The 20,633-nt window shown below is 70.4% G+C and carries 20 protein-coding genes and 1 tRNA gene; 2 read left to right on the top strand and 19 right to left on the bottom strand.

Translation table 11 applies throughout. The features are described from left to right. Positions 1–142: 142 nt before the first annotated feature. From QTQ03_RS16560 to QTQ03_RS16495, 14 genes are all read right to left on the bottom strand, one after another. Positions 143–424 carry a WhiB family transcriptional regulator gene (locus QTQ03_RS16560; RefSeq protein ID WP_289278834.1) on the bottom strand — a complete coding sequence of 94 codons (282 nt, stop codon included), beginning with the start codon at positions 422–424 and terminating at the stop codon, positions 143–145. Beyond that, entirely contained in the window at positions 421–588 is a 168-nt protein-coding gene (locus tag QTQ03_RS16555; RefSeq protein ID WP_289278833.1) for a hypothetical protein, read from the bottom strand. Before QTQ03_RS16555 ends, QTQ03_RS16560 begins: the two co-directional genes overlap by 4 nt. Beyond that, positions 585–926 carry a hypothetical protein gene (locus QTQ03_RS16550; protein ID WP_289278832.1) on the bottom strand — a complete coding sequence of 114 codons (342 nt, stop codon included), beginning with the start codon at positions 924–926 and terminating at the stop codon, positions 585–587. Before QTQ03_RS16550 ends, QTQ03_RS16555 begins: the two co-directional genes overlap by 4 nt. Beyond that, positions 923–1,744, bottom strand: a complete 822-nt coding sequence (locus QTQ03_RS16545; RefSeq protein ID WP_289278831.1) for a hypothetical protein — start codon at positions 1,742–1,744, stop codon at positions 923–925. Before QTQ03_RS16545 ends, QTQ03_RS16550 begins: the two co-directional genes overlap by 4 nt. Next, entirely contained in the window at positions 1,741–1,977 is a 237-nt protein-coding gene (locus tag QTQ03_RS16540; RefSeq protein WP_289278830.1) for a hypothetical protein, read from the bottom strand. The genes QTQ03_RS16545 and QTQ03_RS16540 overlap by 4 nt, the downstream gene beginning before the upstream one ends. Then, positions 1,974–2,207, bottom strand: coding sequence for a hypothetical protein (locus QTQ03_RS16535; RefSeq protein ID WP_289278829.1), 234 nt, complete (start codon positions 2,205–2,207; stop codon positions 1,974–1,976). The genes QTQ03_RS16540 and QTQ03_RS16535 overlap by 4 nt, the downstream gene beginning before the upstream one ends. Beyond that, the gene (locus QTQ03_RS16530; protein ID WP_289278828.1) at positions 2,207–2,416 is read right to left on the bottom strand and encodes a hypothetical protein; all 210 of its coding nucleotides are present in this window, start codon (positions 2,414–2,416) and stop codon (positions 2,207–2,209) included. Before QTQ03_RS16530 ends, QTQ03_RS16535 begins: the two co-directional genes overlap by 1 nt. Beyond that, positions 2,413–2,661 carry a hypothetical protein gene (locus tag QTQ03_RS16525; RefSeq protein WP_289278827.1) on the bottom strand — a complete coding sequence of 83 codons (249 nt, stop codon included), beginning with the start codon at positions 2,659–2,661 and terminating at the stop codon, positions 2,413–2,415. The genes QTQ03_RS16530 and QTQ03_RS16525 overlap by 4 nt, the downstream gene beginning before the upstream one ends. Beyond that, entirely contained in the window at positions 2,658–2,843 is a 186-nt protein-coding gene (locus QTQ03_RS16520; RefSeq protein WP_289278826.1) for a hypothetical protein, read from the bottom strand. The genes QTQ03_RS16525 and QTQ03_RS16520 overlap by 4 nt, the downstream gene beginning before the upstream one ends. Further along, positions 2,840–3,388 (bottom strand): hypothetical protein, encoded by a 549-nt coding sequence (locus QTQ03_RS16515; RefSeq protein ID WP_289278825.1) that lies wholly within the window; start codon positions 3,386–3,388, stop codon positions 2,840–2,842. Before QTQ03_RS16515 ends, QTQ03_RS16520 begins: the two co-directional genes overlap by 4 nt. A gap of 98 nt (positions 3,389–3,486) precedes the next feature. Next, positions 3,487–3,975: a hypothetical protein gene (locus QTQ03_RS16510; protein WP_289278824.1), complete on the bottom strand. Its 489-nt coding sequence runs from the start codon at positions 3,973–3,975 to the stop codon at positions 3,487–3,489. Between the two features lie 72 nt (positions 3,976–4,047). Then, entirely contained in the window at positions 4,048–4,845 is a 798-nt protein-coding gene (locus tag QTQ03_RS16505; protein WP_289278823.1) for a phage antirepressor KilAC domain-containing protein, read from the bottom strand. Beyond that, positions 4,842–5,096 (bottom strand): hypothetical protein, encoded by a 255-nt coding sequence (locus QTQ03_RS16500; RefSeq protein ID WP_289278822.1) that lies wholly within the window; start codon positions 5,094–5,096, stop codon positions 4,842–4,844. The genes QTQ03_RS16505 and QTQ03_RS16500 overlap by 4 nt, the downstream gene beginning before the upstream one ends. Next, positions 5,093–5,344, bottom strand: coding sequence for a hypothetical protein (locus QTQ03_RS16495; protein WP_289278821.1), 252 nt, complete (start codon positions 5,342–5,344; stop codon positions 5,093–5,095). Before QTQ03_RS16495 ends, QTQ03_RS16500 begins: the two co-directional genes overlap by 4 nt. 209 nt (positions 5,345–5,553) lie before the next feature. Here QTQ03_RS16495 and QTQ03_RS16490 point away from each other — a divergent pair, with 209 nt between their 5' ends. Both QTQ03_RS16490 and QTQ03_RS16485 read left to right on the top strand, forming a co-directional pair. Further along, positions 5,554–5,967 carry a helix-turn-helix domain-containing protein gene (locus QTQ03_RS16490; RefSeq protein WP_289278820.1) on the top strand — a complete coding sequence of 138 codons (414 nt, stop codon included), beginning with the start codon at positions 5,554–5,556 and terminating at the stop codon, positions 5,965–5,967. Positions 5,968–6,015: 48 nt separating this feature from the next. Next, positions 6,016–6,104, top strand: a tRNA-Ser gene (locus QTQ03_RS16485). Positions 6,105–6,411: 307 nt separating this feature from the next. Here QTQ03_RS16485 and QTQ03_RS16480 read toward each other — a convergent pair. Genes QTQ03_RS16480 through QTQ03_RS16460 form a run of 5 tightly spaced genes read right to left on the bottom strand, consistent with a single transcriptional unit; the run spans position 6,412 to position 20,583 of the window. Further along, positions 6,412–7,368 carry a sulfotransferase family protein gene (locus QTQ03_RS16480; RefSeq protein ID WP_289278819.1) on the bottom strand — a complete coding sequence of 319 codons (957 nt, stop codon included), beginning with the start codon at positions 7,366–7,368 and terminating at the stop codon, positions 6,412–6,414. After that, positions 7,349–8,464, bottom strand: coding sequence for an alpha/beta fold hydrolase (locus QTQ03_RS16475; protein WP_289278818.1), 1,116 nt, complete (start codon positions 8,462–8,464; stop codon positions 7,349–7,351). Before QTQ03_RS16475 ends, QTQ03_RS16480 begins: the two co-directional genes overlap by 20 nt. Before the next feature lie 3 nt (positions 8,465–8,467). Further along, positions 8,468–8,812 (bottom strand): acyl carrier protein, encoded by a 345-nt coding sequence (locus QTQ03_RS16470; protein ID WP_289278817.1) that lies wholly within the window; start codon positions 8,810–8,812, stop codon positions 8,468–8,470. A 54-nt stretch (positions 8,813–8,866) separates the two neighbouring features. Next, complete coding sequence (locus QTQ03_RS16465) at positions 8,867–13,519, bottom strand: type I polyketide synthase (RefSeq protein WP_289278816.1); 4,653 nt, start codon at positions 13,517–13,519, stop codon at positions 8,867–8,869. Between the two features lie 5 nt (positions 13,520–13,524). Then, a complete protein-coding gene (locus tag QTQ03_RS16460; protein ID WP_289278815.1) occupies positions 13,525–20,583 on the bottom strand; it encodes a type I polyketide synthase in 7,059 nt (2,352 codons plus the stop codon). Positions 20,584–20,633 lie beyond the last annotated feature (50 nt).

Genomic DNA, 20,633 nt, shown 5'->3' with positions numbered 1-20,633 from the left:
CGGTCGAACACGTCGGGCTGCCCGTTGGGGCCGAGGGTTGCGGCGGGGTGGACGGGCCAGCCGCAGCCGCCCGCGCAGGGTTTCCCGCCGTTGAAGACGGCTTGTACGGCGGCGGCGATGTTGATCCACCGTCCGGCGCCCATCACGCCGCCGCCTGTCGCTTGAGCTTGCGCCGCTCCCGCTCGGAGTGCCCGCCCCACACGCCCCAGCGGATGTCGTGCTCCAGGGCGTACTGGAGGCATTCGGTTTCGACGTCGCAGCGGCGGCAGATCCGTTTGGCGGCGTTCGGCTGCTGGCCCTTGTCGGGGAAGAACGCCTCCGGGTCGGTTTGCGCGCACAGTGCCCGCTCCTGCCACTCCTCGGCGGCGGCGAGAAGGTCGGCGGCGTTGGGGGTGTGGTTGTGGCGGACGGCCGAGAGTTTCACCGGGCCGCCTCCCGCCGGGGACGGATGCGGAGCCGCTCCGCCAGCTCGCCGGTGGGTTGTGTGAGGGCTGCGCGGAGGTCGTCGAGCCACTCCTCAACGTCGGGGCTGGGTTCGTGGTCGGGGCGGCTTCGTAGCCGGGCGGCCAGGCCGCGTAGGCCGTTCACCGGTCTGCCCCCGTCGTCTCGCGGGTGGTGAGGATGCCGACGCGCAGTTGCTGGCTGGTGGTGAGCGCCCGGTCGCGTTGGGCGCGGAGGTCCCGGTTCTCACAGGCCAGGCCATCGGCGACCTGCCGCCATTGGCGGGTGTGCCGGGTCAGCCGGTCGCAGGCGGCGTGGGCGATGTCCAGTTGGTCGGCGAGGCGGTCCCGCTCACCGGCCAGGCCGTGGTTGATGCGGGTCAGGGCCGCGCTGTCGGCTTCGGCGACGGTGCGGCGCCGGTTGGCCTCGTCGAGGGCGGCGCGGGTCAGCTCGAGGGCGGCGGTCAGCTCATCGACGGCGGTCACCGGTCCACCTCCGGCGGCTGGATCAGCGCGCTGTACAACTCGATAGCGGAGCGTTGGAGCTGGTCAACGGTCGGTTTCAGCGCATCCCATGCCGCAGCCCTGGCCGCAGCCCCGGCCGCAGCCCTGGCCGCATCCCATGCCGCAGCCCTGGCCGCATCCCATGCCGCAGCCCATGCCGCAGCCCCGGCCGCATCCCTGGCCGCATCCCTGGCCGCAGCCCTGGCCGCATCCCTGGCCGCAGCCCATGCCGCAGCCCCGGCCGCAGCCCCGGCCGCAGCCCTGGCCGCAGCCCTGGCCGCAGCCCTGGCCGCAGCCCTGGCCGCAGCCCTGGCCGCATCCCTGGCCGCAGCCCTGGCCGCATCCCATGCCGCAGCCCTGGCCGCATCCCTGGCCGCCGCAGCCTTGTCGTAGCCGACCCGAACGACCGGCCCGGCGGCCTGCGCGGCAGCCAGGTCCACGATGCGCCGCAGATCCCGCAGCGCACTCGCCTCCACCGTCAACCCGGCCAGGTCCAGCCACGCCGGGGTGTACGTGCGGATCAGCCAGTCCAGCGCCATGTAGCTGCGGCGCTCATCCAGGCCGTCGCTCCTGGTACCGACCAGGGACGGGATCAACGGCACCAGGGACTGCCGCTGGTCGTCGGGTAGCACGTCGTTCAGGCCGCGGCCGAACGCCCCCAGCACCGGGGACACGCATCGCGGAGCGTCGTCGTGGGGCTCGCCGGCGAACCAAGCGACGGCCTCCAGCAGGCAGACGCCGTCCTCGCGGTCGTTGTGGGCGCCCTTGTCGAGGGTGATGACGGTCAGGTCGATGGTCATGTGAGGCTCCAGATCAGCAGGGCGATCAGTAGGTAGAGGCACACGCCGATGGGTAGGCCGATCAGCAGGCCGGTCCACACGCGGGCGTCCAGGGGGTAGGTGAGGCGCCGCCGGGGTGCGGGGGCGGCGGGGCAGGCGGGGCCGTGGGTGCGGCCGGGTGGGGTCCAGCAGCCGCGGCAGCAGCGGGGGCCGTCGTGGATGGGTCCGGTGTCGGGGCGGTGCCGGCCGGTCACGACCGCGCCTGACCCGGGTTGGCGGTCGTCCGGGCGGGCCGCTGCCGCCGCGGTTTGGCGGGCTCGATCAGGCCGAGGATTTCCGCGATGTCACCGGGCCCGTCCAGGCCGCGTCGGCGTAGGTAGGCGAGTGCGTGTGCCTGCCGCTGTTCGCGGGCGATGCGGTCCTGTTCAGCGGCGGATAGGCGGGCGGTGTTGGTGCCGCCGTCGATACGGTCGATGCCGACCATCACGCCACCTCCCGCAGCGCTGGGTCGGTCAGCGGCTCCAGGCCGGGACAGTGCCGGGGCAGGTGCACCGTGGCGCCGATAGCGGCCTCCACGTCAGCCACCGTGGCCCGGCAGGCATCAATCAGGTTGTCGGTGTCCGCGACGAGCTCGGCAAGACGGACGAGGTCGGTGTGTGGTCCGGCCGTGGCCGGCCATGTCGGGGCGCTCACCGGGCACCGTCCTCGATTGTGAAGCTGCCGCCGTTGCTGAAGCCGCAGGTGATGCCGCCACGCATGTGGTCCATGCCGACCCACACCTCGACATCCTTGGAGATCAGGAAGCGGCGGGCGTAGCGGTAGATCTGCTCCGCCAGGTGGTCGGCATCCACGGCGTGCGCGTCGAGCGGCGGCACATCTCGCGTACGCCCGATGCGATCGAAGACGATGCGGTAGTGCGTCATGCTGGTGGCGCTCATCGCTGGCCTCCGGTGGTGAGCGGGTGGCGGCGGGCGTGCTCGGCGGCGATCAACCGGCGGGCCTCGGTCGCGGCGGCGTAGTGCGGGTCCTCGACCCGACCGTGCCGCTCCAACATGAGGCCGTTCAGGACCCGTTCCTCCACGGCGCGGGCGGCTTCCAACACGGTGACGTCGAAGCTCATGCCGGCACCTCGGCGGGCTTCTGCGCGGCCTCCATCGCCTCACGGGCGGCGTGCCACTCCGACACCTTCCGCCGCTCCCACCGGCAGTCCCCGTCGGGCTCGTTCAGGTACATCGCCCACACCGTCCCGTCGTGCTCGAACAGGCCCGGCGTGGCCAGGAACCACCGGAAGTCGTCACCCGGCTTCGCGGTCCGGGGCAGGCCGTGCAGCTCCATGACGGCACGCATGTCCGGCGGCTGGTGGTCGGCGAGCCACTGCCGCGCGGCCTCGCCCGGCTTGCCGCGGCGGGGCACCAGGTGCTCGTCGGTCTTCGAGTACCGCCATCCGGCCGGCGGGGCGTCCGGGGTGTCGGTGGCGAGGCCGACGACCTCTGGTGCGGACACCCGGCTGTTGACGATGAGCGGACCGGTGTTGTTGCCCAGCGCGGCGGCGTCTTCGCGGGCGCGGCGGCCCACCTCGGCGAACGCGGCGGCGGTCGCCCGGTACGCGGTCACGATGGTCGGGTCGGTGGTGGAGTACACGCGGGCGGTGTGGGGTTCGGTCATGGTGGCCTCCTACGGCTTCGGGTTGGTGGCCTGGGCGCGGGCGGCGGCTAGGTCGGGGGTGAGGTGCCGCAGGACGATGGCCTCCGCCGCTGCCGGGCTCACCGGGTCACCTCGGCGCGCTCGGCCTCCAGCTCGGCGACCCGGGCCCGCAGCCGCTCCAGCTCCGACCCCTCCGCCGGCAGGTACGCGATTGCCTCGACCCGGAGGTTGCCGATACGCGTCTCGGTCTTGTGCTGTCGCAGATCGAGCCCGACGGAGGAGGTGAGCGCGGTGGCGCCGATCGCCTCGGCGACCGCGTCGACAACCGCGGCGCTGGCCATGCTGGCGTCCTGCGGGGCGACGACCGTGATGTCCAAGGTCGTCCAGGCGGGCGCCGGCGTGCCGACGAGCCCGGCGACCCGGTTGGCGGCCTGCCGCAGGTTGTCGGCGAGGGACTCCCAGTAGTCCGGTGGGGTCGGCTTCGCGCCGGCGGCGATGGCTTTGATGCTGTCGGCCTCGATTTGCTGGCCGGTGACGGTGAGGCCGACGGCGGTGAGCCCGGTGAGGATCTCGGCGGCGGTGGTCTGCGGTACGGTTTGCTCTTGCATCTGGACCTCCTGTGAGTGGGTTTGTCCGGGTGTTGGGCCCCTGCCGGTGGTGCGGTGGGGGCTCGCCCTGTGTCAGGCGCGGTTCGTCAGCAGCTCGAGCTGCTGACCGGTACGCAGCGGCTGCGACCCGCCCAGACGGCGGTGCAGGTCGTGCAGGCCCTTCGTGGTGACCCGCACCTGCGGGGCGTCGAGGACCAGCTCCCCGCTGCGCGGGTGGTAGTGCGAGGCGGGCAGCTCCGACAGCCAGCCGGCGTCGATGGCCCGCTGGTAGGCCCGCCACCGTCCGTCGCCCCGCTGCCGGAAGATCCACTCGCGCTGGGCGAGGATCGTGAACAGTCGGCGCTCGCCCAGCGCGATCACCGGGTCCCGGGACAGGACTTTGGCGGCGTCGCGGACGGACCAGTCGCCGTCGGCGGAGGCGAGTGTGTCCCACGACTCGGCCTTCGGTGCGGCGACGGCCAGCTTGGCGGCCTGGTCCTCGATCTGGCGGGCCTGGTCGGCGGCGAGCTGGAGCGCCTCGGCGTAGGTTTGCGGGATGGCGGGGGTCGTGTCGTAGCGGCCGGTCCGGCGGATCGCCGGCAGCACCTCGTGCGTGACCCACCGCTTGAATGCCCTCGCGCCGGGGACCTTGCTGCCGAGGATCGCAACGTAGAGGCCGGCCTCGGAGATCACGGTCATGTCCTGCTGGCCGGATGGGGTACGCACTGAACGCGTACCCCTGTCGTCCTCGTCGAGGCGACGGGTCATGTCGGATGCCATTCGATATCCGAGCGGGCGGGCGATGTCGGCGGCGACGAACCAGGGGTCTCCGTCGGCGAGAACGGTTCGGATCTCGGTGTCGTCGTAGGCGAACACCTGGACGGCGCTCATGCGGCTCGCCTCGCGCGGGCTTTAGCGCTCTTGTGGGCGAGGTCGGCCATGTGCGCGCGGCGGAGTAGGCCGATCCGGCGGGCCCGTTCGGCGGGGTCGGTGATCTCGGCTGGGACCTGGGCGTCGAAGCGGGCGGTGAGGCCGCGTTGGCCGCTGCGGGCAGTAGCTGTGGGGTCGAGGTCACGGGCGGCGCGGCGGAGTCCGCCGATACGGCCGGCGGCGGCGCGGTCCTTGCGGAGTTGCTCGGTCATGAGGCCCGCTCCCACATGGCGTCGCGGGGGAGACCGAGGCGTTCGGCGGCGCGGCGTTCGCGCTTGCTGCTGGCGGCGTGGGTGCCACGTCGCCAGCGGTCGAGGGTGGCGCGGGAGATGCCCATCAGTGCGGCGCGCTCGTCGTCGGTGTGCGCCTCGAGCGCGGTGCACCGTTTGCTGACGATGTCCCAGCGCAACCGCCACGTCTCGGCGGTGACACTGTGGGGGAGTGTTGGGGTGTCATGCATGACACCCATCATGCACGTCTCATAAGTGAGACGCAAGGGGGCGGCTCGAAGTCTCTCGTATGACATTTGGTCGATGTACCGTGTCATCCATGACACCCGATGTCGCGCTCTCTACCTGCCGTCCAGTACTCCCCCGGACCGCGTACCACCGATGGCACGTGTCACGTGTGACGACGACAATGTCCGATCAGGGGACCTACCGTGTCCGCATGGCGCCGTCTCCCGACCAGAGAGGTCGCGACTTCGCGCAGCTCATCCGAGGGGGACGGGCGGCGAAAGGCTGGACGCAGGAGGACGTCATCGAGGAGGCCGGCCTGTCGCGGTCGACGTACCTGCGCTGGGAGGCCGGCCGGGTCGAGCGCCCGGACCCCGAGCAGGTGCGGGCAGTCTGCCGCGTGCTGGGCATCGACCCTCGCGAGGCGGCCGTCGCGCTCGGCTACCTCACCCGAGAGGAGATGGGGCTCGGGCCGGAGCCGCCGCGGATCCTCGACGCGACGGTGGAGGAGGTCATCGAGATCCTCCAGGACCCGAACGTCACCGAGATCGAGAAGCGGGAGTGGGTGCAGTACCTCCGGTTCCGCACCGGCCGCCCAGTCGAGTCACGCCGCCGCCGCGTCGGATAGACAGGCATCGTGTCAGGCAGATCTCGCCTATGCGGTTGTCGCTTGCCTGCCCAGCTTGGTAAACACGGGTTGCTTGGCCGTACATAGCCTGACGCCTTGTAAGCGAGATGTCGCCGGTTCGATCCCGGCCGGGGGCTCCGACACGGCTCGACCGGCACGAACGTCGGTTGGCCTCCGGAAGAGGCCAACCGAGTGATGCACGGAACCACTCGCTTGTCGACTGTGTGGGATGCCGGTCTCCTGGCATCCCCGGGCATGATGATCGCCATGCCCCTCCAGCACCCAAGGGTGCCTCGTCCCGATCCTGGGCACTACCGCACCTGGCTCAACTCTTGGGCCCTCGCCACGGTCCGACGGGCTCAGCGAGCGCACCGTCGACGTGTACGTAGAAGGTGCCGTGCTGTGCTTCGAATGGCTGCTCGCCACCTCGCCGCCGAAACCAGCTCACTGACCCTGCCGCGCGGCCGGAACGGCAACGCGCTCCGCGACACGGTGCGCCCATTCCTCATAGTCGGGGAATTCCAGAAACCGACCCAGTCGGCGGAGCTGCACGACCGGCTCGTCGACAAGGTCCTCGTACGTCATGCAGAGCAGGCGTCGGGGTTGGGCATCAGCGATGGCCTGCTCCGCCTGGCTGGCGGAAAACGCGCACATGGTCAGAAAGCGTGCAATGTCCTGCCCTCGTTCCTGTAGTATCTCCATTGTCAGTCGATCAGGCAGGTAGCACTTGACTTCTTCGGGAACCGACTGGCCGCGGGTGTCCCCAAGCAGGTCGAAACCCTCGTGCCGTCTGGCCACCTCGTTCCGCAGCTCCGCGATCTGATAGATGGGATGCCGACTCATGGACCGTGCGGTGTCCGTCAAGTTTCTGGTCAGGTGCACAAATTTTGCCAAAGGAAAGGTCTTGAACAGGTACGGGGCGAGCCTGCTCGATCCTCCCGAGCGCTCGACCCAGCGCTGTCGTCCGGTGAGCGAGGTGAGCAGATCCAGGAACATCTGGTGATGCCGCCCGAGTTGCTGGGTCGGGAACTCGGGCACGATATGGGAGAGGGTGTCGAATAATACGTCAGGATCGTCGGACAACTTGGGCAGGGTCATCGCGAGGATTTCGGGTAGGTTGGCCAGATCGTTCGCCCACCGACCGTTCGTGGAATAGACTACTTCCTTTGGTCGAAGGCCAATCCTGAACAGTGTGGAAAGGTGAGGATCCGGCTCGGCCAACCTCGCCCAGTATTCATTGCCACTGAGCTCGCGATCGACGTACGCTTTGCGCTCGCCCCACCCGAAGAACTCCTGCACCGAGAGGATGTCGGCCTGCTCGGCGATCAGGTCGGAGAGCAGGGTTGATCCACACCGTCCGGTGCTGATGATGATCGCTGATTCAGACTGCGGTGAGGTCATCGAATGGCTCCTCAAGGGGACGGTCGGCGGTCAGGGTCACGGCGGCTGGCGGCGGGACGTCACTCGTTCGAGGAGGTTCGGCATCATCGTGTTGCCGGACGTGACGCTGCCGTCCGGGATGGCAACCGTCACAGTCATCCTGGAGCCAGGACAGGACGATCTCGCGGACGGTGTGCGGCTGGTCGATGAGGAGGGTGTGCTGGCCGGGCACGGTGACCACACGGGCCTGTGGCAGCAGCCGCTGGACCTGTGGGGCCAGTTCGACGACGGCGGAACCACGTCCGTACACGCACAGCACCGGGCACGAGATGGCGGTGAGCTGGTCGTCGGTCGGCAGCCGGCTGACCGGGATGTCCCGCACCAGGCCCGTGGTGGCGAGCACTCGGCGGGCGGTCTCGGCCTGCCGGGCGACCAACGCGCCGCGCCCGGCAGTGTTCTTGAGGAAATCCACTTCGTGTGATAATGGATCGGCGGCGTCACTGAGGCGTGATGTGAGCTCGGCGGCGTCACTGAGGCGTGATGTGAGCTCGGCGGCGTCACTGAGGCGTGATGTGAGCTCGGCGGCGTCACTGAGGCGTGATGTGAGCTCGGCGGCGTCACTGAGGCGTGATGTGAGCTCGGCGGCCTCACTGAGGCGTCGCGTCACCCGTCGCCACCACGCCTCCGTCGGCAGCGCGGACTCGACGGCCGTGATGGACGCGACCCGTTCCGGGTGACGGGTCGCGTAGCCCATCGCGATCGTGCCGCCGAAGGAGTTGCCCAGCAGGTGAGTCGGGCTGGTGATGTCCAGGGTGGCCAGCAGCGCCTCGAGATCGTCGACGAAGTCGTCCAGGCGGTAGCCCTCAGGAGGCCGTTCGCTGCGGCCGTGCCCGCGCAGGTCATACATGACGACTCGGAAGCCGGCGTCGGCGAATGAGTGGGCCACGGTCAGGTACCAACTGGCCAGGGTATCGAACACCAAGCCATGGATCATGACAATGACGGGGCTCGCTGCCGGTCCGTGTGCCGACCTCGCCGGCGCGACCTCGGTGGTCGGTTCGCTGGGTGCCAGCTGCTGGACGTGGACGGAGATGCCATTGACCCGCACCATGCTCATGCGTCAACCTTTGGCTTCGGCTGCACGGTGCTCCGTTACCTGCGCATCGCCGTGGCTGCTCTGCCCAGCGCGATCGAGTGATTCGGCGATGTACTCGACAAGTTGCCCGACCCGCAGGTCGCGTTCGGCCTCCAATTCCGGGGTGCTCATGAAAAGCGCAAAGTTGACGGTGCCGCCGTAGCGGGCCTGGAGGCGGCCCGCGAGTGCGACGACGTCGATGCTCTCCATACCGAGGTCTTCCCGGAAGGTGGTTTCCATCGTCACCTCTTCGTCCACTCCGCTGCGGTCCATGACCGCTACGAGCATGTCGGTGAACTCCGCGAGGATGACAGCGCGATCGGTGGTCATGCCATGTCCTTTCTGGTCGTCGCATGCGACCGGCGAGCAATGCTCTGGTGAAGGTCAATTCGGTAGTGGTGAAGCGGGCTGGGGACCCCAGGTCCAGCAGACGACATACCGTCGTGGCGGCAGATCGTCAGGGTTTTCTACCTCCCGACACCCCACCTCGTAGATGCGCGTGCCGGCTTGGACGGTGAGGGTGGTTGGCGTGGCGGCCACCACGGTGAACCGTCGACTGTCGGCAAAGATTCCTTCGGCCTTGGCGACAGCGTTTTCGGCCGTCCTGAACCGGGCGAGCCACCCGCGACGCCCGTCGCCGTCGGTGCCCATCCCGTCGATCAGCTTGAGCTCCTGATCGGACAGCGCGAGCTCGGCGGCGCTATTTGCGTGAGCGTCGACCTCGACGACGTCGATGCCGACCCCGGCCGCGTCCACCGGCGTGTGAGGCAGCTGTGGCTTGGCGATGGCCACGCCGATCTCCCGGGTGCTGGCGAACGATATGTCCCATTCGCCAAAGGCGCGGCCGGGGCGCGAGTGCATGCGAGGCCGCCCGGAGGGATCGTCGGTGACCGTCAATTCGATGGGGTAGACCTCGGCGTGGCCCCGGTCCCACAACTGGATCCGAACCGCGTCCACGGCCGCGATCCGGCCAGCCAGCCACTGTATGCGGTCCTTGAGCGGCTGTCGGTCATAGACGGCCGATGAGCTGGCTCCGAGGATCGAGTACGCCAGCAGGTTCCGGCTGATCGGATCGGCGTAGCGGTCGAAGAACGTTGTCCATCCCTCCGGTCGACGTTCGCTGAGGGGGAAACGCGCGGGGAGGCGTTCCGGGAGTCGGCGAAGGCCGTCGAGGCGTCGGTAGGCGACACCCTCCAACTGCGCCCACACCTGGTCGCCGGCGTGTAGCTGGATGTCGGCGACGATCTCGGTTGGACCGATGCTCCGTACCCGCGTGACGCTCTCGACCGTCGTGCCGGCCTTGGGCGCAGGACCGAAGAACCGGGCGCCCTCCAGCGCCATTGGCAGGATGGACGTGCGGGTGTCCTGGGTGCTGAGCATCCAGTGGGTGGTGCATTGCAGCGCGTTGTCGAGCAGTGCGCCGGGGGCCGCGGGGGTGGTTAGCAGGCCGCGGATGTGCCGCTGACCAAGCGCGTGTATCGCGGTGATACCTTGAAAGGCCGGTCCGTGGAAAAGCCATCGCTCGGCATACTTCTGTACTGCGCTGTAGGTCAGCGGCTGTTCCGCGGCCGGATCGTGCCGCCAGACGGCCGGCGACTCCGCCGGGTATCCGGCGGCGACCTCGATGGTCGCTCGCGCGTACCGTCCGAAGGACGCGGTGAACCGCCCTGGACCCGCCGCTTTGATAGTGATCTCCACGTCCTGCGGCGGGGCGGCGAGACACCACCGGCGGAACCGAGCGTCCCGCACGCCGACGACCTGTGCCCCGGGCACTGCCTGACGGGTGGCGTCGATCATGTGTTGGACCATCGTGGCGGCGGGCACCAGCGGCCAGCGGTCTGCCGGGTCGGGCCAGTCGTCAGGCTGTACGAAGAAGGAGTGGTCGCGCAGGTAGGGCATCGTCTCGAGAGAGATCCGCAGCAGCGTGTGGTACGCGCCGGCCGAGGGGCGGCCGGCGGGAGCGGCCGATTGCTCGGGAGCGGCGGTCGATTGGCCGGAACCGGTTGCCGGTACGCCTTGCTCGGCCGCCGTGAGCACGGTCACCGCGCTGTCCGCGGTGTCATGCAGCAGCGCGGCGAGTTCCGCGGCGGCTCTGGACCGCGCGGCGAAGCCGTGTAGCGCGGTGAGAGCCTGTGGGCCGGTGCGGACATCGCCGTGCTGCGTGCGGACCGTGTCGCCGGCCTGCGCCGGGACTTGGAGCAGCCCGCGGGCCCGGTCACCGAGCCGGATCAGCGGGCCGCCGAGGTCGAGTGTCATGGCCTGCGTCGGAGGCGTGGGGGCGGCGGCTGCCGTTCGAGCCCCGGGAACCGTCGCGGCCGGGCTGGCGGTCAAGCGGGGCGGGCATGGGCCGGCCGCGCCGGTGGAGCCCGGGACGCCGAGGGCATCGAGGTTCGGCGTGCCGCCCTCCACCCACAGGGCGGTGGCGACCCGGCGGAGTTGGCTGAGGCCGCTGCGGTGGGGGACGTTCACGGGCATGGCGAGGTGGTCGCGCCCACGGAGGTTGTCGCTGATGACGGAGGCGAGTTGTCCAGTGCCGGCCTGGAGGAAGACGCGGATTCCGGCGTCGTACATGACGGCGACGGTTTCGCGGAACCAGACTGGTTCGCGCATGTGCCGGATGTTTGTCTCGTGCATCTGGGTGTCGTCGGCGGGCAACGGTGCCTTGAGGTTGGCCGACCAGATGGGTATCCGGGCGGGGTGGGCCTGCATCCGGCTTAGCGCCATGATGGTTGTGGATTCCAGGACGGAGGCGAAGGCAGGTGTGTGGAATTGTGCCCGGAACGGGAGTTTCCGGCACAGGATGCCTGCGTCGCGAAGAGCCTTGATGAGATTGTCCAGATCGGGCTCCGGCCCGTTGACCACGCACTGCACGGGTGAATTGTCGTGGGTCAGCACGACGGTGGGGTGTTCGGCGAGCAGCGGTGTGACGTGGTGGACGCCGACGCCGACCGCCGCGAAGGCGTGCCGAGACGGTTGGGAGGTGAGTGCCCCCACCGCGGCGTGAACATCGTTAATCACCGACTCGTCGTACCGTCCGCCGACCACCTCGGCGGTCCACTCACCCATGCTGTAGCCGGCGACCGCGTCGGGTGTGATGCCGACCCGGTCCAGGGCCTTGGCGAGGAAAAGGCCGAGCTCGACTATGCCGTCGGCGTGTCGGATGAACTCCGCAACGGACCAGTCCTGGTCGGGTAGGCCGAAGTGTGCGGCAAGGTCCGTGGTGCGGGGGGTGAACTCGGCCTCCGGGCCGGGGAAGACGAAGGCGGTCTTTCCCCTGTCGGGGTCGGCGAGCAGCGGGGTGGGGGTGAACCAGATGTCGCGGCCACCTCGCCACGGTTGGCCCTTGGCGACCACCTTGCGGGCAACGGCCAGTCGTCCGGGATCGGGGTCGACGATGCCGAGCCGACACGCTCCGCCCGGCACGGCGTTGGCTGGGCCAGGGCCGATGCCGCGCGCGCGTACCGCGTGGTCGTCGGCGTCGAGCCACCGCAGCAGGGTGTCGGGGTCGGGTGCGGCCAGCCGCACCACCTGCTCGGGCTCATCGACGGCGACCACCGCGGTGGCGGTGCCGGATCCCTGGTTGTCCGTCCGGGATGCGCCCAGCGACGCTGTTGTACCACCGTTGACCTTGCGGGCGGCCAACGAGTCAGGGGCCTCTTCGAGAATGACGTGGGCGTTGATCCCACCGAATCCGAAGGCGTTGACGGCGGCGCGACGTGGCCCGGTGCTCTCCCATGGCTGCGCGCTGCCGATCGGGGCGAATCTGCTGTGCTGTAGCTCCGGGCGGGGGGTCTCGCAGTGCAGAGTGGGCAGCTGCACGCCATGGTGGACGGCGAGAGCTGCCTTGATCAGGCCGGCGATGCCGGCCGCCGGCATGAGATGACCGATCATGGATTTGACCGAGCCGAGGACGGGCGGCGGACCGCCGGGGTGCGGACCGAAGACCTCGGCGATGGCGGTGAGTTCGGTGGCGTCGCCGGCGGGTGTGGCGGTGCCGTGCGCCTCGAGCATGCCCAGTGCGTCGGGTGCGGTGGGATCCAGCCCGGCCGCGGCCCAGGCCCGCCGGATGGCGAGCACCTGGCCGCCAGCGTCGGTCCTGAACGGGCTGGCGGCGCGACCGTCACTGGCGACTCCGCTACCGCGGATCACCGCGTACACGCGGTCGCCGTCGCGTTCGGCGTCGGCCAGGCGTTTGAGCACGACGACGCCGGTTCCCTCGCCCAGGAGCATCCCGTCGGCGGCGGTGTCGAACGGGCGGATCTGTCCGCGCCGGGACATCGCACCCACCTGGCCCATCACCGACCACAGAACGACGTCGTGGACATGGTGGACGCCGCCGGCGAGGACGGCGTCGAGCCTGCCGCTCACCAGCTCGGCGGCTGCCTGGTCGATGGCGATCAGCGACGATGCGCAGGCGGCATCCACTGTGTAGGCGGGACCATGCAGATCAAGCCGGTTGGCGATTCGGGAGGCGGCCAGGTTGGGCAGGAATCCGACGGCGCCTTCGGCTGAGTGAGCACCCAATCGCTCGTCGAAGCATTGCCGGATTTGCTCAAGCGCGGCGGGCGTGACGTCGGGGACCAGCTCGCACACGGTCGTGATGACCTGGTTGAGGATACGGATCCGGGTGACGAAACGGACCTCGGCGGGGCCCAGGTAGCCGCCGCGGCCGATGATCACACCGACCCGGTCGCGCTCGGGTAGCCGGTCCGGGCCGCCCGCATCGTCGATCGCGGCCGCGGCGACCTGCAACGCGATCAGCTGATCCGGCTCGGCGTGCACGACCTGAACGGGCATGATCCCAAATTTCAACGGGTCGAAGGTGGTCGGCTCGTCCACGAATCCGCCCCGCCGGCAGTACAGCCGGTCGGGCCGGTGCGCCTGCTGCGGGTCGTAGAACAGCGGGTCCACGCGGTGCGGCGGCACGTCCGTGATCGCATCGACACCATCAACGAGGTTGCGCCGGAAACTCTCCAGGTCGCCGGCCGAGGGCATCAGCGCGGCCATCCCCACGATCGCGATCTGGTGACCGGTCATCCCGCTCACCGGCCCACGGCGACGTAGACGACCGCGGTCCGGGTGGGGTCGCCATAGGCCAGCTCGCTGAGCAGGCTCGACACTCCCTCCTGCGGCTTGACCATCCCGACACCGTGGCGGGCGTAGTGCTTGCTCAGCTCGACGGTGACCATGCCGGCGTGGCCCGCGGCCGGCGCCCACGGACCCCAGTGCACGGTGAGACACCGGTTACCGGTCCTCGTCGCCCAGCGAGCGCCCATCGTCTCCAGGGCGTCGTTGGCGGCGGCGTAGTCCGCCTGGCCCCGGGTGCCGTTGAAGGTGGCGATACTGCCGAACAGCACCACGAAGGTCGGTGTGCACTTCAGCTCGTCCAGCGCGACCAGCAGCGTCTGGGCACCGCTGACCTTGGTGTTGAAGACCCGGGCGAACGACTGGGTGTCCTTGTCGGCGATCAACTTGTCCTCGATCAATCCGGCGGCGTACACCAGCCCGTCGAGGCGCCCGAACTCGCCGTGGATCGACGTGATGAGGTCGCGGGTCGCCTGTTCGTCCCGGACGTCGAGGGCGTGATAGCGCACCTGGCTGCCCGCGTCGCGCACCTCCCGCAAGGTCGCCCGCACCTCTCGGACGGCGAGGATCTCGCGGGCCCGCCGCGCGATCCGGGAGGGTTCGCGCATGCCCTGGTCGGCCAGCGCGGCCCGCAGCGCCGTCGGGTCGGCCGCGCCGGCGAGCAGCGGGTCTTCCGGCTCATCCGGCAGCGGTGTCCGGCCAATCAGCTCGATCCGGCACCCGCAGGCAGCAGCGAGAGTTCGGGCGATCCCGGCGGTGATCCCACGAGCGCCGCCGACCAGCACCACCACCGCATCGCGGTCCAGACCGACCGCGGGCACCTCGGCCGCACCGTCGCCGGCGGGCCCCGCCCCGGCGACGGCCGACACGCCCAGGCTCTCCGGCACCAGAACGCTCGTACACCGCCCTCCGTCGCTGCGGTCGACCACCGGTGTGTCGCCCGGGGTCAGCATCTCCTCGACGAGTTGCCGGGCGAGGCGTTCGGCGGGGTCCGAACCATTCACGATGACCATCCGGGTGACGGTCTGCGGATACTCCCGGGCGACGGTGCGGAAGAGCCCAACCAGCCCGTCGGCGCATGGACCGGCGGTTCGGTCGGCCACCGCCACCAGCCAGCGCACGCCACCCGTCACGGCACGCCTGATGAGCGTGAACGCGCCGGGCAGCATGGGTGCCTCGGCTCCGCTCAGCCCGTCGACGAGGAGCAGGCCGTCGACCCCGTCGGCTGCTTCGTCGTCGCGGACGCTGCCGATACGCACGTTCGCCCCGGATTCGCGCAACAGCTCGACTACCCGCGCCGCTACCGGGCTGTCCCCGGTCACCAGGAGCGTCGTGCCCGTCAGCGTGGCGGTCGGCTCCACCGCCGCGTCCGCCGCAGGCACCAGCCGGGGCACCAGACGTGTCGGCGCGATGCCGGGTGGCACATCGTGAGCCGCTGCCGCTGCCGCTGCCGCTGCCGCGCCGTCGCCGGCCACCGCCGCGGGCGGTGCGCTGCCTCGCTGACCCGGGAGAGCCGCGTCCACCGTCGGCGTGGACGACGCGGCCCGGGCGGACAAGTCGAGGAGCCAGTCCAGGTCGGTCGACAACGGTGTGGCGAGCGACGCCGAGACCGGTGACGACGCGCCGGGCGGGGCCGGGGTCGTTGCCGGCGCACCGGTGGCCGTCACCGCACGTGCCCGCGCCTGCAGCCAGTCGACCATCGTGCGTACCGTGCCGCTCTTGACCAGGCCCTCCAGCTCCGAATCGTCGAGCTCCGCATCGTCGCCGTCGGGGGACAGCCCCAACCGGGTCGCCACCTCGCCGGCCACCTCCGCACGCTTGATCGAGTCCACGCCGAGATCCGCTTCCAGATTCAGGTCGACGTCGATCATGTCGACCGGGTATCCGGTCCGCTCACTGATCACCGACAGCACCATGCTGGAGAATTCCTCAGCCGCCGGCGCCGTTCTGGCGGCCGGTACGACAGCGGTGCCGCCGATGGACGCCGCACCATCGGTCACGGCCGCAAGCGCGGTCGCCGCCAGCGTTGGCGACAGCGGCGCGACCGCGCTGGTCATCGTGGTCGGTGCGGGCAACATCGCCGGCGGTTGCTCCGCTGACTGCTGCCAGACGAGCCGACCACCGCTGCCACCGAAGTAGGCGAGCATGACATCGCGCTGAGTGGCGATCAGTTCGCGGCTGGTGCGAAGGAAGTCGGTGATCAACTTTTCGTGGTCTCCTCCGCCGGTGGGTCCCACTGATGCGCTCATGGTCAGCTCCTTGACACGTCGGGGGGGTGTCAGGCCCCCGGGAGGACACGCACCGTCGCGGTCCCGGACGAGGCGACCGCTGACGCTCCAGACCGGGTGCTTGGCGGGCTCGGTGGCGGGCACCTCGGTGATGTCCCGGCCGTGGAAAAGCCAGCCGGTCTGGACCGGCACGCCGGCGCACGCCAGTTCCGCCACCGCGGTGAGCAGATCCCGTAGGCCCTCGCCCGAGTCGCGGTCACAGGCGACGGCGAGGTGGGGCCGGTCGCCGAGCACGGCCTGCACGAGGCGGGTGAGAACGTGCCCAGGGCCGACCTCGACGAAGGTGCGGGCACCGCTGGCATACATCCCTTCGATCTGGTCGACGAACCGCACCGGCGCGCCGATCTGGGCCGCGAGCCGGTGCCGTACCTGACCGGCGTCGTCGTCGGGGTACGGGGTGGCATCCTGGTTGGACCAGACCGGGATGCGTGGCGGAACGACCGGGTGTTCGGCGAGCGCCCGCGCGAAGCGTTCCACCCCACCGGCCACGACCGGGCTGTGGAACGCGCAGGCCACCGGCAGCACCCGTCCGGACAGTCCGGCCGACCTCAGCGCGGTGACCGCCGCCTCGACCGCCGGCGTGGCACCGGAGATCACCACCTGCGCCGGCGCGTTGTGGTTGGCGAGCACCACGTGATCGGCGAGGCCGGCGGTGGCGAGCACGGTGGCGGTCTGCTCGGCGGTAGCGTGGACGGCGGCCATGGTGCCGGGGTCGTCACCGGCGGCGGCGAGGATCGCGGCCGCCCGTTCGCGGCTGAGTTCCAGCAGGGTCTCGGCGCCGTACGCGCCAGCGACGCAGAGGGCGACAAGTTCTCCATAGCTGTGGCCACCCGCGAGGTCGGGGCGGACGTTGAGGCGGTGGAGCAGGTGGTTGACGGCGAGACCGCCGATGCCGAGCGCGGGCTGCGCGACCCGCGTGTCCCGGACCCGCTCGTGCTGTTCCTGTTCGGTCGTCGGATCGAACGCCGCGGGAGGGAACAGCACATTCGTCCACCACTCGTCTGGGCCGAGGTACTTCCGGATCTCGGGGAACGCGACGAACAGGTCGACCAGGGCTCCCCGACGCTGGCTGCCCTGCCCCGGGAACAGGAACGCCACCTTCCCGACGCCGTCCTCCGCCGCTGTCCGTTCCGGCGGTTGGATCAGCCCACGACGCGGGTCGTGCTCACCGTCCGTCGCGCGGCGAAGCAGATGGCTCAGCTCGTGCCGGTCGCGGGCGACGACGGCGAGCTGGACCGGCCCCTGGCGGGGGTCCATCTGGTTGGCGAGCGTGGCGGCCAGGTCGCGTAGCCGCCACGGCTGACCGTACCGGTCGGTGGACTGCGCGGTGGCCGCGAATCTGCGCACCGCCTGGTGCGCCGATTCGCGGTCGCGGCCGCGGAAGCAGAACAGCTCCGCCGGCCATTCGTCGTAGGTGTGGCGTGGTTCGGGGACGCTGCGGTGGGCGGCGAGAACCGCGTGGTAGTTGGTGCCGCCGAACCCGAACGCGCTGACCGCGGCGAACCGCTCGGCGGCCGGGGAGTTCCACGGACGGGGCTCAGTGTGGAAGACGAACGGGCTGGTCGACGGATCCCATGCCGGATTGGGACGGGTGAGGTTGATGGTCGGCGGCGTGACCGCGGTGTGCAGTGCGAGGGCGGCCTTGATCATTCCGGCGAGGCCGGCGGCGCACTTGGTGTGCCCGATCTGTGACTTCACTGAGCCGAGCGCGCAGCTACCAGGCCGTGCGTCGTGGTCGGTGAACAAGTGGGTCAGGGTCTGGAGTTCGGTGCGATCACCGACAACGGTCCCGGTGCCGTGCGCCTCGACCAGGCCGACCTGGCGTGGCGAGATGCCGGCAGCCGCGTAGGCGCGGTCCAGCGCCCGACGCTGTCCCTCGGCGCGGGGAGCGGTCAGGCCCAGCGCCCGCCCGTCGCTGCCGGCGCCGAGTCCCTTGATGACGGCGTAGATGCGGTCACCGTCGCGTTCGGCGTCGGCCAACCGCTTCAGCACGACACAGGCTGCTCCTTCGCCGAGGGCGATGCCGTCACCGGTGGCGTCGAACGTGCGACACCGGCCGGTCGCCGACAACGCGTGCACCGAGGTGAACATGACGAAGTCGTAGATGGCGTTGTGCAGGTCCACCCCGCCGCAGATCATCAGGTCGCTGGTGCCCGCGTTCAACTCCTTACACGCGGCGTCGACCGCGGCCAGCGACGACGCACACGCCGCGTTGACGACGAAGTTCGGTCCACCGAGGTCAAGTCGGTTGGCCACCCGCCCGGCCATCACGTTGGCCAGCACTCCGGGGAAGCTGTCCTCGGTGATCGTGGGAAGCACATCGGCCAGCTCGGCGGGGAGATCGCCAAGGTGGGCAGGCAAGGTGATCTGGAGATCGTAGGCCTGCGACAGGTCGCTGCCGCTCTCCGCGCCGAACACCACCCCGGTACGACTGTGGTCGACGCCCGACTCGTCGCACGGGTAGCCGGCCTCGATCAGAGCGCGGTGCGCCACCTCCAACGCGAGCAACTGAGCCGGTTCGATGCTGGCCAACGACGCCGGGGGGATGCCGTAGCCGATGGCGTCGAAGGGCACCGGCGGGACGAATCCGCCCCATTTCGAGGCGGTGGTGGGGTGTCCGGCCTTACCCGGCCTGGCCTGCTGGTCGTGGTACGTGTCCACATCCCATCGATCGGCGGGCACCTCGGTGATCGTGTCCCGCCCTGCCAGGATCGCCTGCCAGAAGGCGGCCAGGTCCGGCGAGCCGGGCATGACGCACGACATCCCGACGATCGCGATGTCCAACGGCGTCGGTGGCTCATCCAGGGTCCGCTCCGCGCCCGGCGTCAGGGCGGCGACGCGCTCGGCGTAGAACGCCTGCGCACCGGTGGTGACGTCCGCGTGCAGGGCGGCAATTGTCGTCCTCGCGTCCCGCAGGACCGCGACCTGGCCGGCCATGAACATCCCTTCGACACGCTGACCGGCCTCCTCGACCTCCACCAGCGAATCACCCTCGCGGCGAATCCCCTTACTCGCGATCCGCAACCGGCCCATGTTGAGCGTCTCCAGCGGGTCCCACAGGTGCTGGCCCTGCGCCCCCGTCGCCGCCAACTCCTCCCGAATCCGTTGGAATTCGTCGACGAACGGGCTGTTCAAGCATCTCGTCACGTGCCCCGGGGCCGTCTCCAACAACACCGTCTCCGTCGCCGCCAGCACCTCACGCTGGAACAGCGGCCGGATCGCCCCACACGCCACCGCCTCGTCGGTGAACAGGTACGCGGTGCCCATCAGCACCCCGACCGCGACACCCCGTCTGACCAGCGGTAGCGCAACCGCCGCCACCATCGCCGCGGACCGGGCGTCGTGGATGCCGCCGGCGAACCACACCTGCACCTGCTCGCCGGTCCCGGCGGGCGCGGCGTCCAGGAACTCCTCCAGCACCGCCACCTGCCCCTCCCACAACCCGAAGCTGGTACGCGGCCCCACATGGCCGCCACACTCCGCGCCCTCGAAGACGAACCGGCGTGCCCCGGAGCGCAGAAACTGACGCAGCAAGCCCGATGACGGCACATGCAGAAACGCGGCGATACCTTCCCCTTCGAAGGCCTTGGCCTGTGCCGGCCGGCCGCCAGCGATGATCACCACCTGCGGACCGATCTCGCGTACCGCCGCAATCTGCTCCGCTCGCACCTGTTCCGACGTGAACCCCAGAATTCCCACGCCCCAGGGCCGGTCCCCCACCGCGTCGGCCGCCTCCCGCAGCAACGTCCGGGATCGCTCCCCGCTCGCGAGAGCGAGCGCGATGAACGGCAGTCCACCGCCGTCGGCCACCGCCGCGGCAAATTGCCCTGTGTCGCTGACCCGCGTCATCGGGCCCTGCGCCACCGGTAGCCGGATACCCAACCCCTGCGCCATCGGCGCGCCGGGGGCCAAAGTCCCCGCCGCCTCGGCGGCAACGGCCTGCTCGATGGCGGATACCACGCCCCGCACGGCGGTCTTGGTATCCCGCCACCGCCGCCGGAACACCGCCGCCAACCAGCCATCCTGGCCCACCGGCAGCAACCCGGACCCGCCGTCACGCCGCCCGCCGGGGTGAATACCTCGCACCCCTCCATCGAGGACGGCCTCCGAACCGTCCATCCGTCGGATGACGGCCATGACGTCCTCGGGCAGGTCGGACTCCGGCATCAACGCCAGCTGGCTGTCCAGTACCACTCCTGCCGCCCCGCCGACCACGCAGGCAGCCGCTGTGTGCCACCCCACGCCACCAGCCACCCAGATCGGCAGGCCGAGCCTGTCGTCGGCCAGCAGCTGCTGTAGCAGCACGAACGAACTGAGCTCGCTGACCCGTCCGCCCGTCTCCGTCCCCCTGGCGATCAACCCGTGTGCACCGGCCGCGGCCGCCGTGCGGGCCTCGGCGACGCTGCACACCTCCGCCAGGACCCGGTGGCGCGCGACGGTCCGGGCCACGTCCCACGGGCTGTCCCCCGGTAGAACCACAAGATCCAAGCATCCCGACGCCGCCCGTTCCACCTCGGCGAGGGTGGCCGCACAGCCGGCGGGCACCCGGACACCGACCGGTCCGGCCGACCACGACGAGGCCTGTTCGACGGCGCGCGCCATGTCCCGACCACCGCCGGCAAGATCGAGGACGCCTACTCCCCCGCCTCCGCAAGCGGCGGCCACCAGGCGTGGGCTTGCTTCGATCGCCCCACAGGGGTTGATCGAGATGACCAAGTCTTTCCTCATCGGCGCACCAGTCATCGAACTTCCATTTCACAGGTAGGAGGTGAGGACGA

The organism is Micromonospora sp. WMMA1363 (genome assembly GCF_030345795.1).
Lineage (GTDB): Bacteria > Actinomycetota > Actinomycetes > Mycobacteriales > Micromonosporaceae > Micromonospora.
The sequence above is the reverse complement of the archived record's forward strand: the minus strand, read 5'-3'. Positions and strand labels throughout refer to the sequence as shown.

Excerpts from the sequence above, each read along its gene's own strand:
- QTQ03_RS16480 (WP_289278819.1), bottom strand. The coding sequence starts at position 7,368 with ATGACCTCACCGCAGTCTGAATCAGCGATCATCATCAGCACCGGACGG.
- QTQ03_RS16520 (WP_289278826.1), bottom strand. The coding sequence starts at position 2,843 with ATGAGCTTCGACGTCACCGTGTTGGAAGCCGCCCGCGCCGTGGAGGAA.
- QTQ03_RS16510 (WP_289278824.1), bottom strand. The coding sequence starts at position 3,975 with ATGCAAGAGCAAACCGTACCGCAGACCACCGCCGCCGAGATCCTCACC.
- QTQ03_RS16545 (WP_289278831.1), bottom strand. The coding sequence starts at position 1,744 with ATGACCATCGACCTGACCGTCATCACCCTCGACAAGGGCGCCCACAAC.
- QTQ03_RS16500 (WP_289278822.1), bottom strand. The coding sequence starts at position 5,096 with ATGACCGAGCAACTCCGCAAGGACCGCGCCGCCGCCGGCCGTATCGGC.
- QTQ03_RS16475 (WP_289278818.1), bottom strand. The coding sequence starts at position 8,464 with ATGAGCATGGTGCGGGTCAATGGCATCTCCGTCCACGTCCAGCAGCTG.
- QTQ03_RS16515 (WP_289278825.1), bottom strand. The coding sequence starts at position 3,388 with ATGACCGAACCCCACACCGCCCGCGTGTACTCCACCACCGACCCGACC.
- QTQ03_RS16525 (WP_289278827.1), bottom strand. The coding sequence starts at position 2,661 with ATGAGCGCCACCAGCATGACGCACTACCGCATCGTCTTCGATCGCATC.
- QTQ03_RS16465 (WP_289278816.1), bottom strand. The coding sequence starts at position 13,519 with ATGACCGGTCACCAGATCGCGATCGTGGGGATGGCCGCGCTGATGCCC.
- QTQ03_RS16490 (WP_289278820.1), top strand. The coding sequence starts at position 5,554 with ATGGCGCCGTCTCCCGACCAGAGAGGTCGCGACTTCGCGCAGCTCATC.
- QTQ03_RS16470 (WP_289278817.1), bottom strand. The coding sequence starts at position 8,812 with ATGACCACCGATCGCGCTGTCATCCTCGCGGAGTTCACCGACATGCTC.
- QTQ03_RS16535 (WP_289278829.1), bottom strand. The coding sequence starts at position 2,207 with ATGGTCGGCATCGACCGTATCGACGGCGGCACCAACACCGCCCGCCTA.
- QTQ03_RS16460 (WP_289278815.1), bottom strand. The coding sequence starts at position 20,583 with ATGAGGAAAGACTTGGTCATCTCGATCAACCCCTGTGGGGCGATCGAA.
- QTQ03_RS16495 (WP_289278821.1), bottom strand. The coding sequence starts at position 5,344 with ATGCATGACACCCCAACACTCCCCCACAGTGTCACCGCCGAGACGTGG.
- QTQ03_RS16505 (WP_289278823.1), bottom strand. The coding sequence starts at position 4,845 with ATGAGCGCCGTCCAGGTGTTCGCCTACGACGACACCGAGATCCGAACC.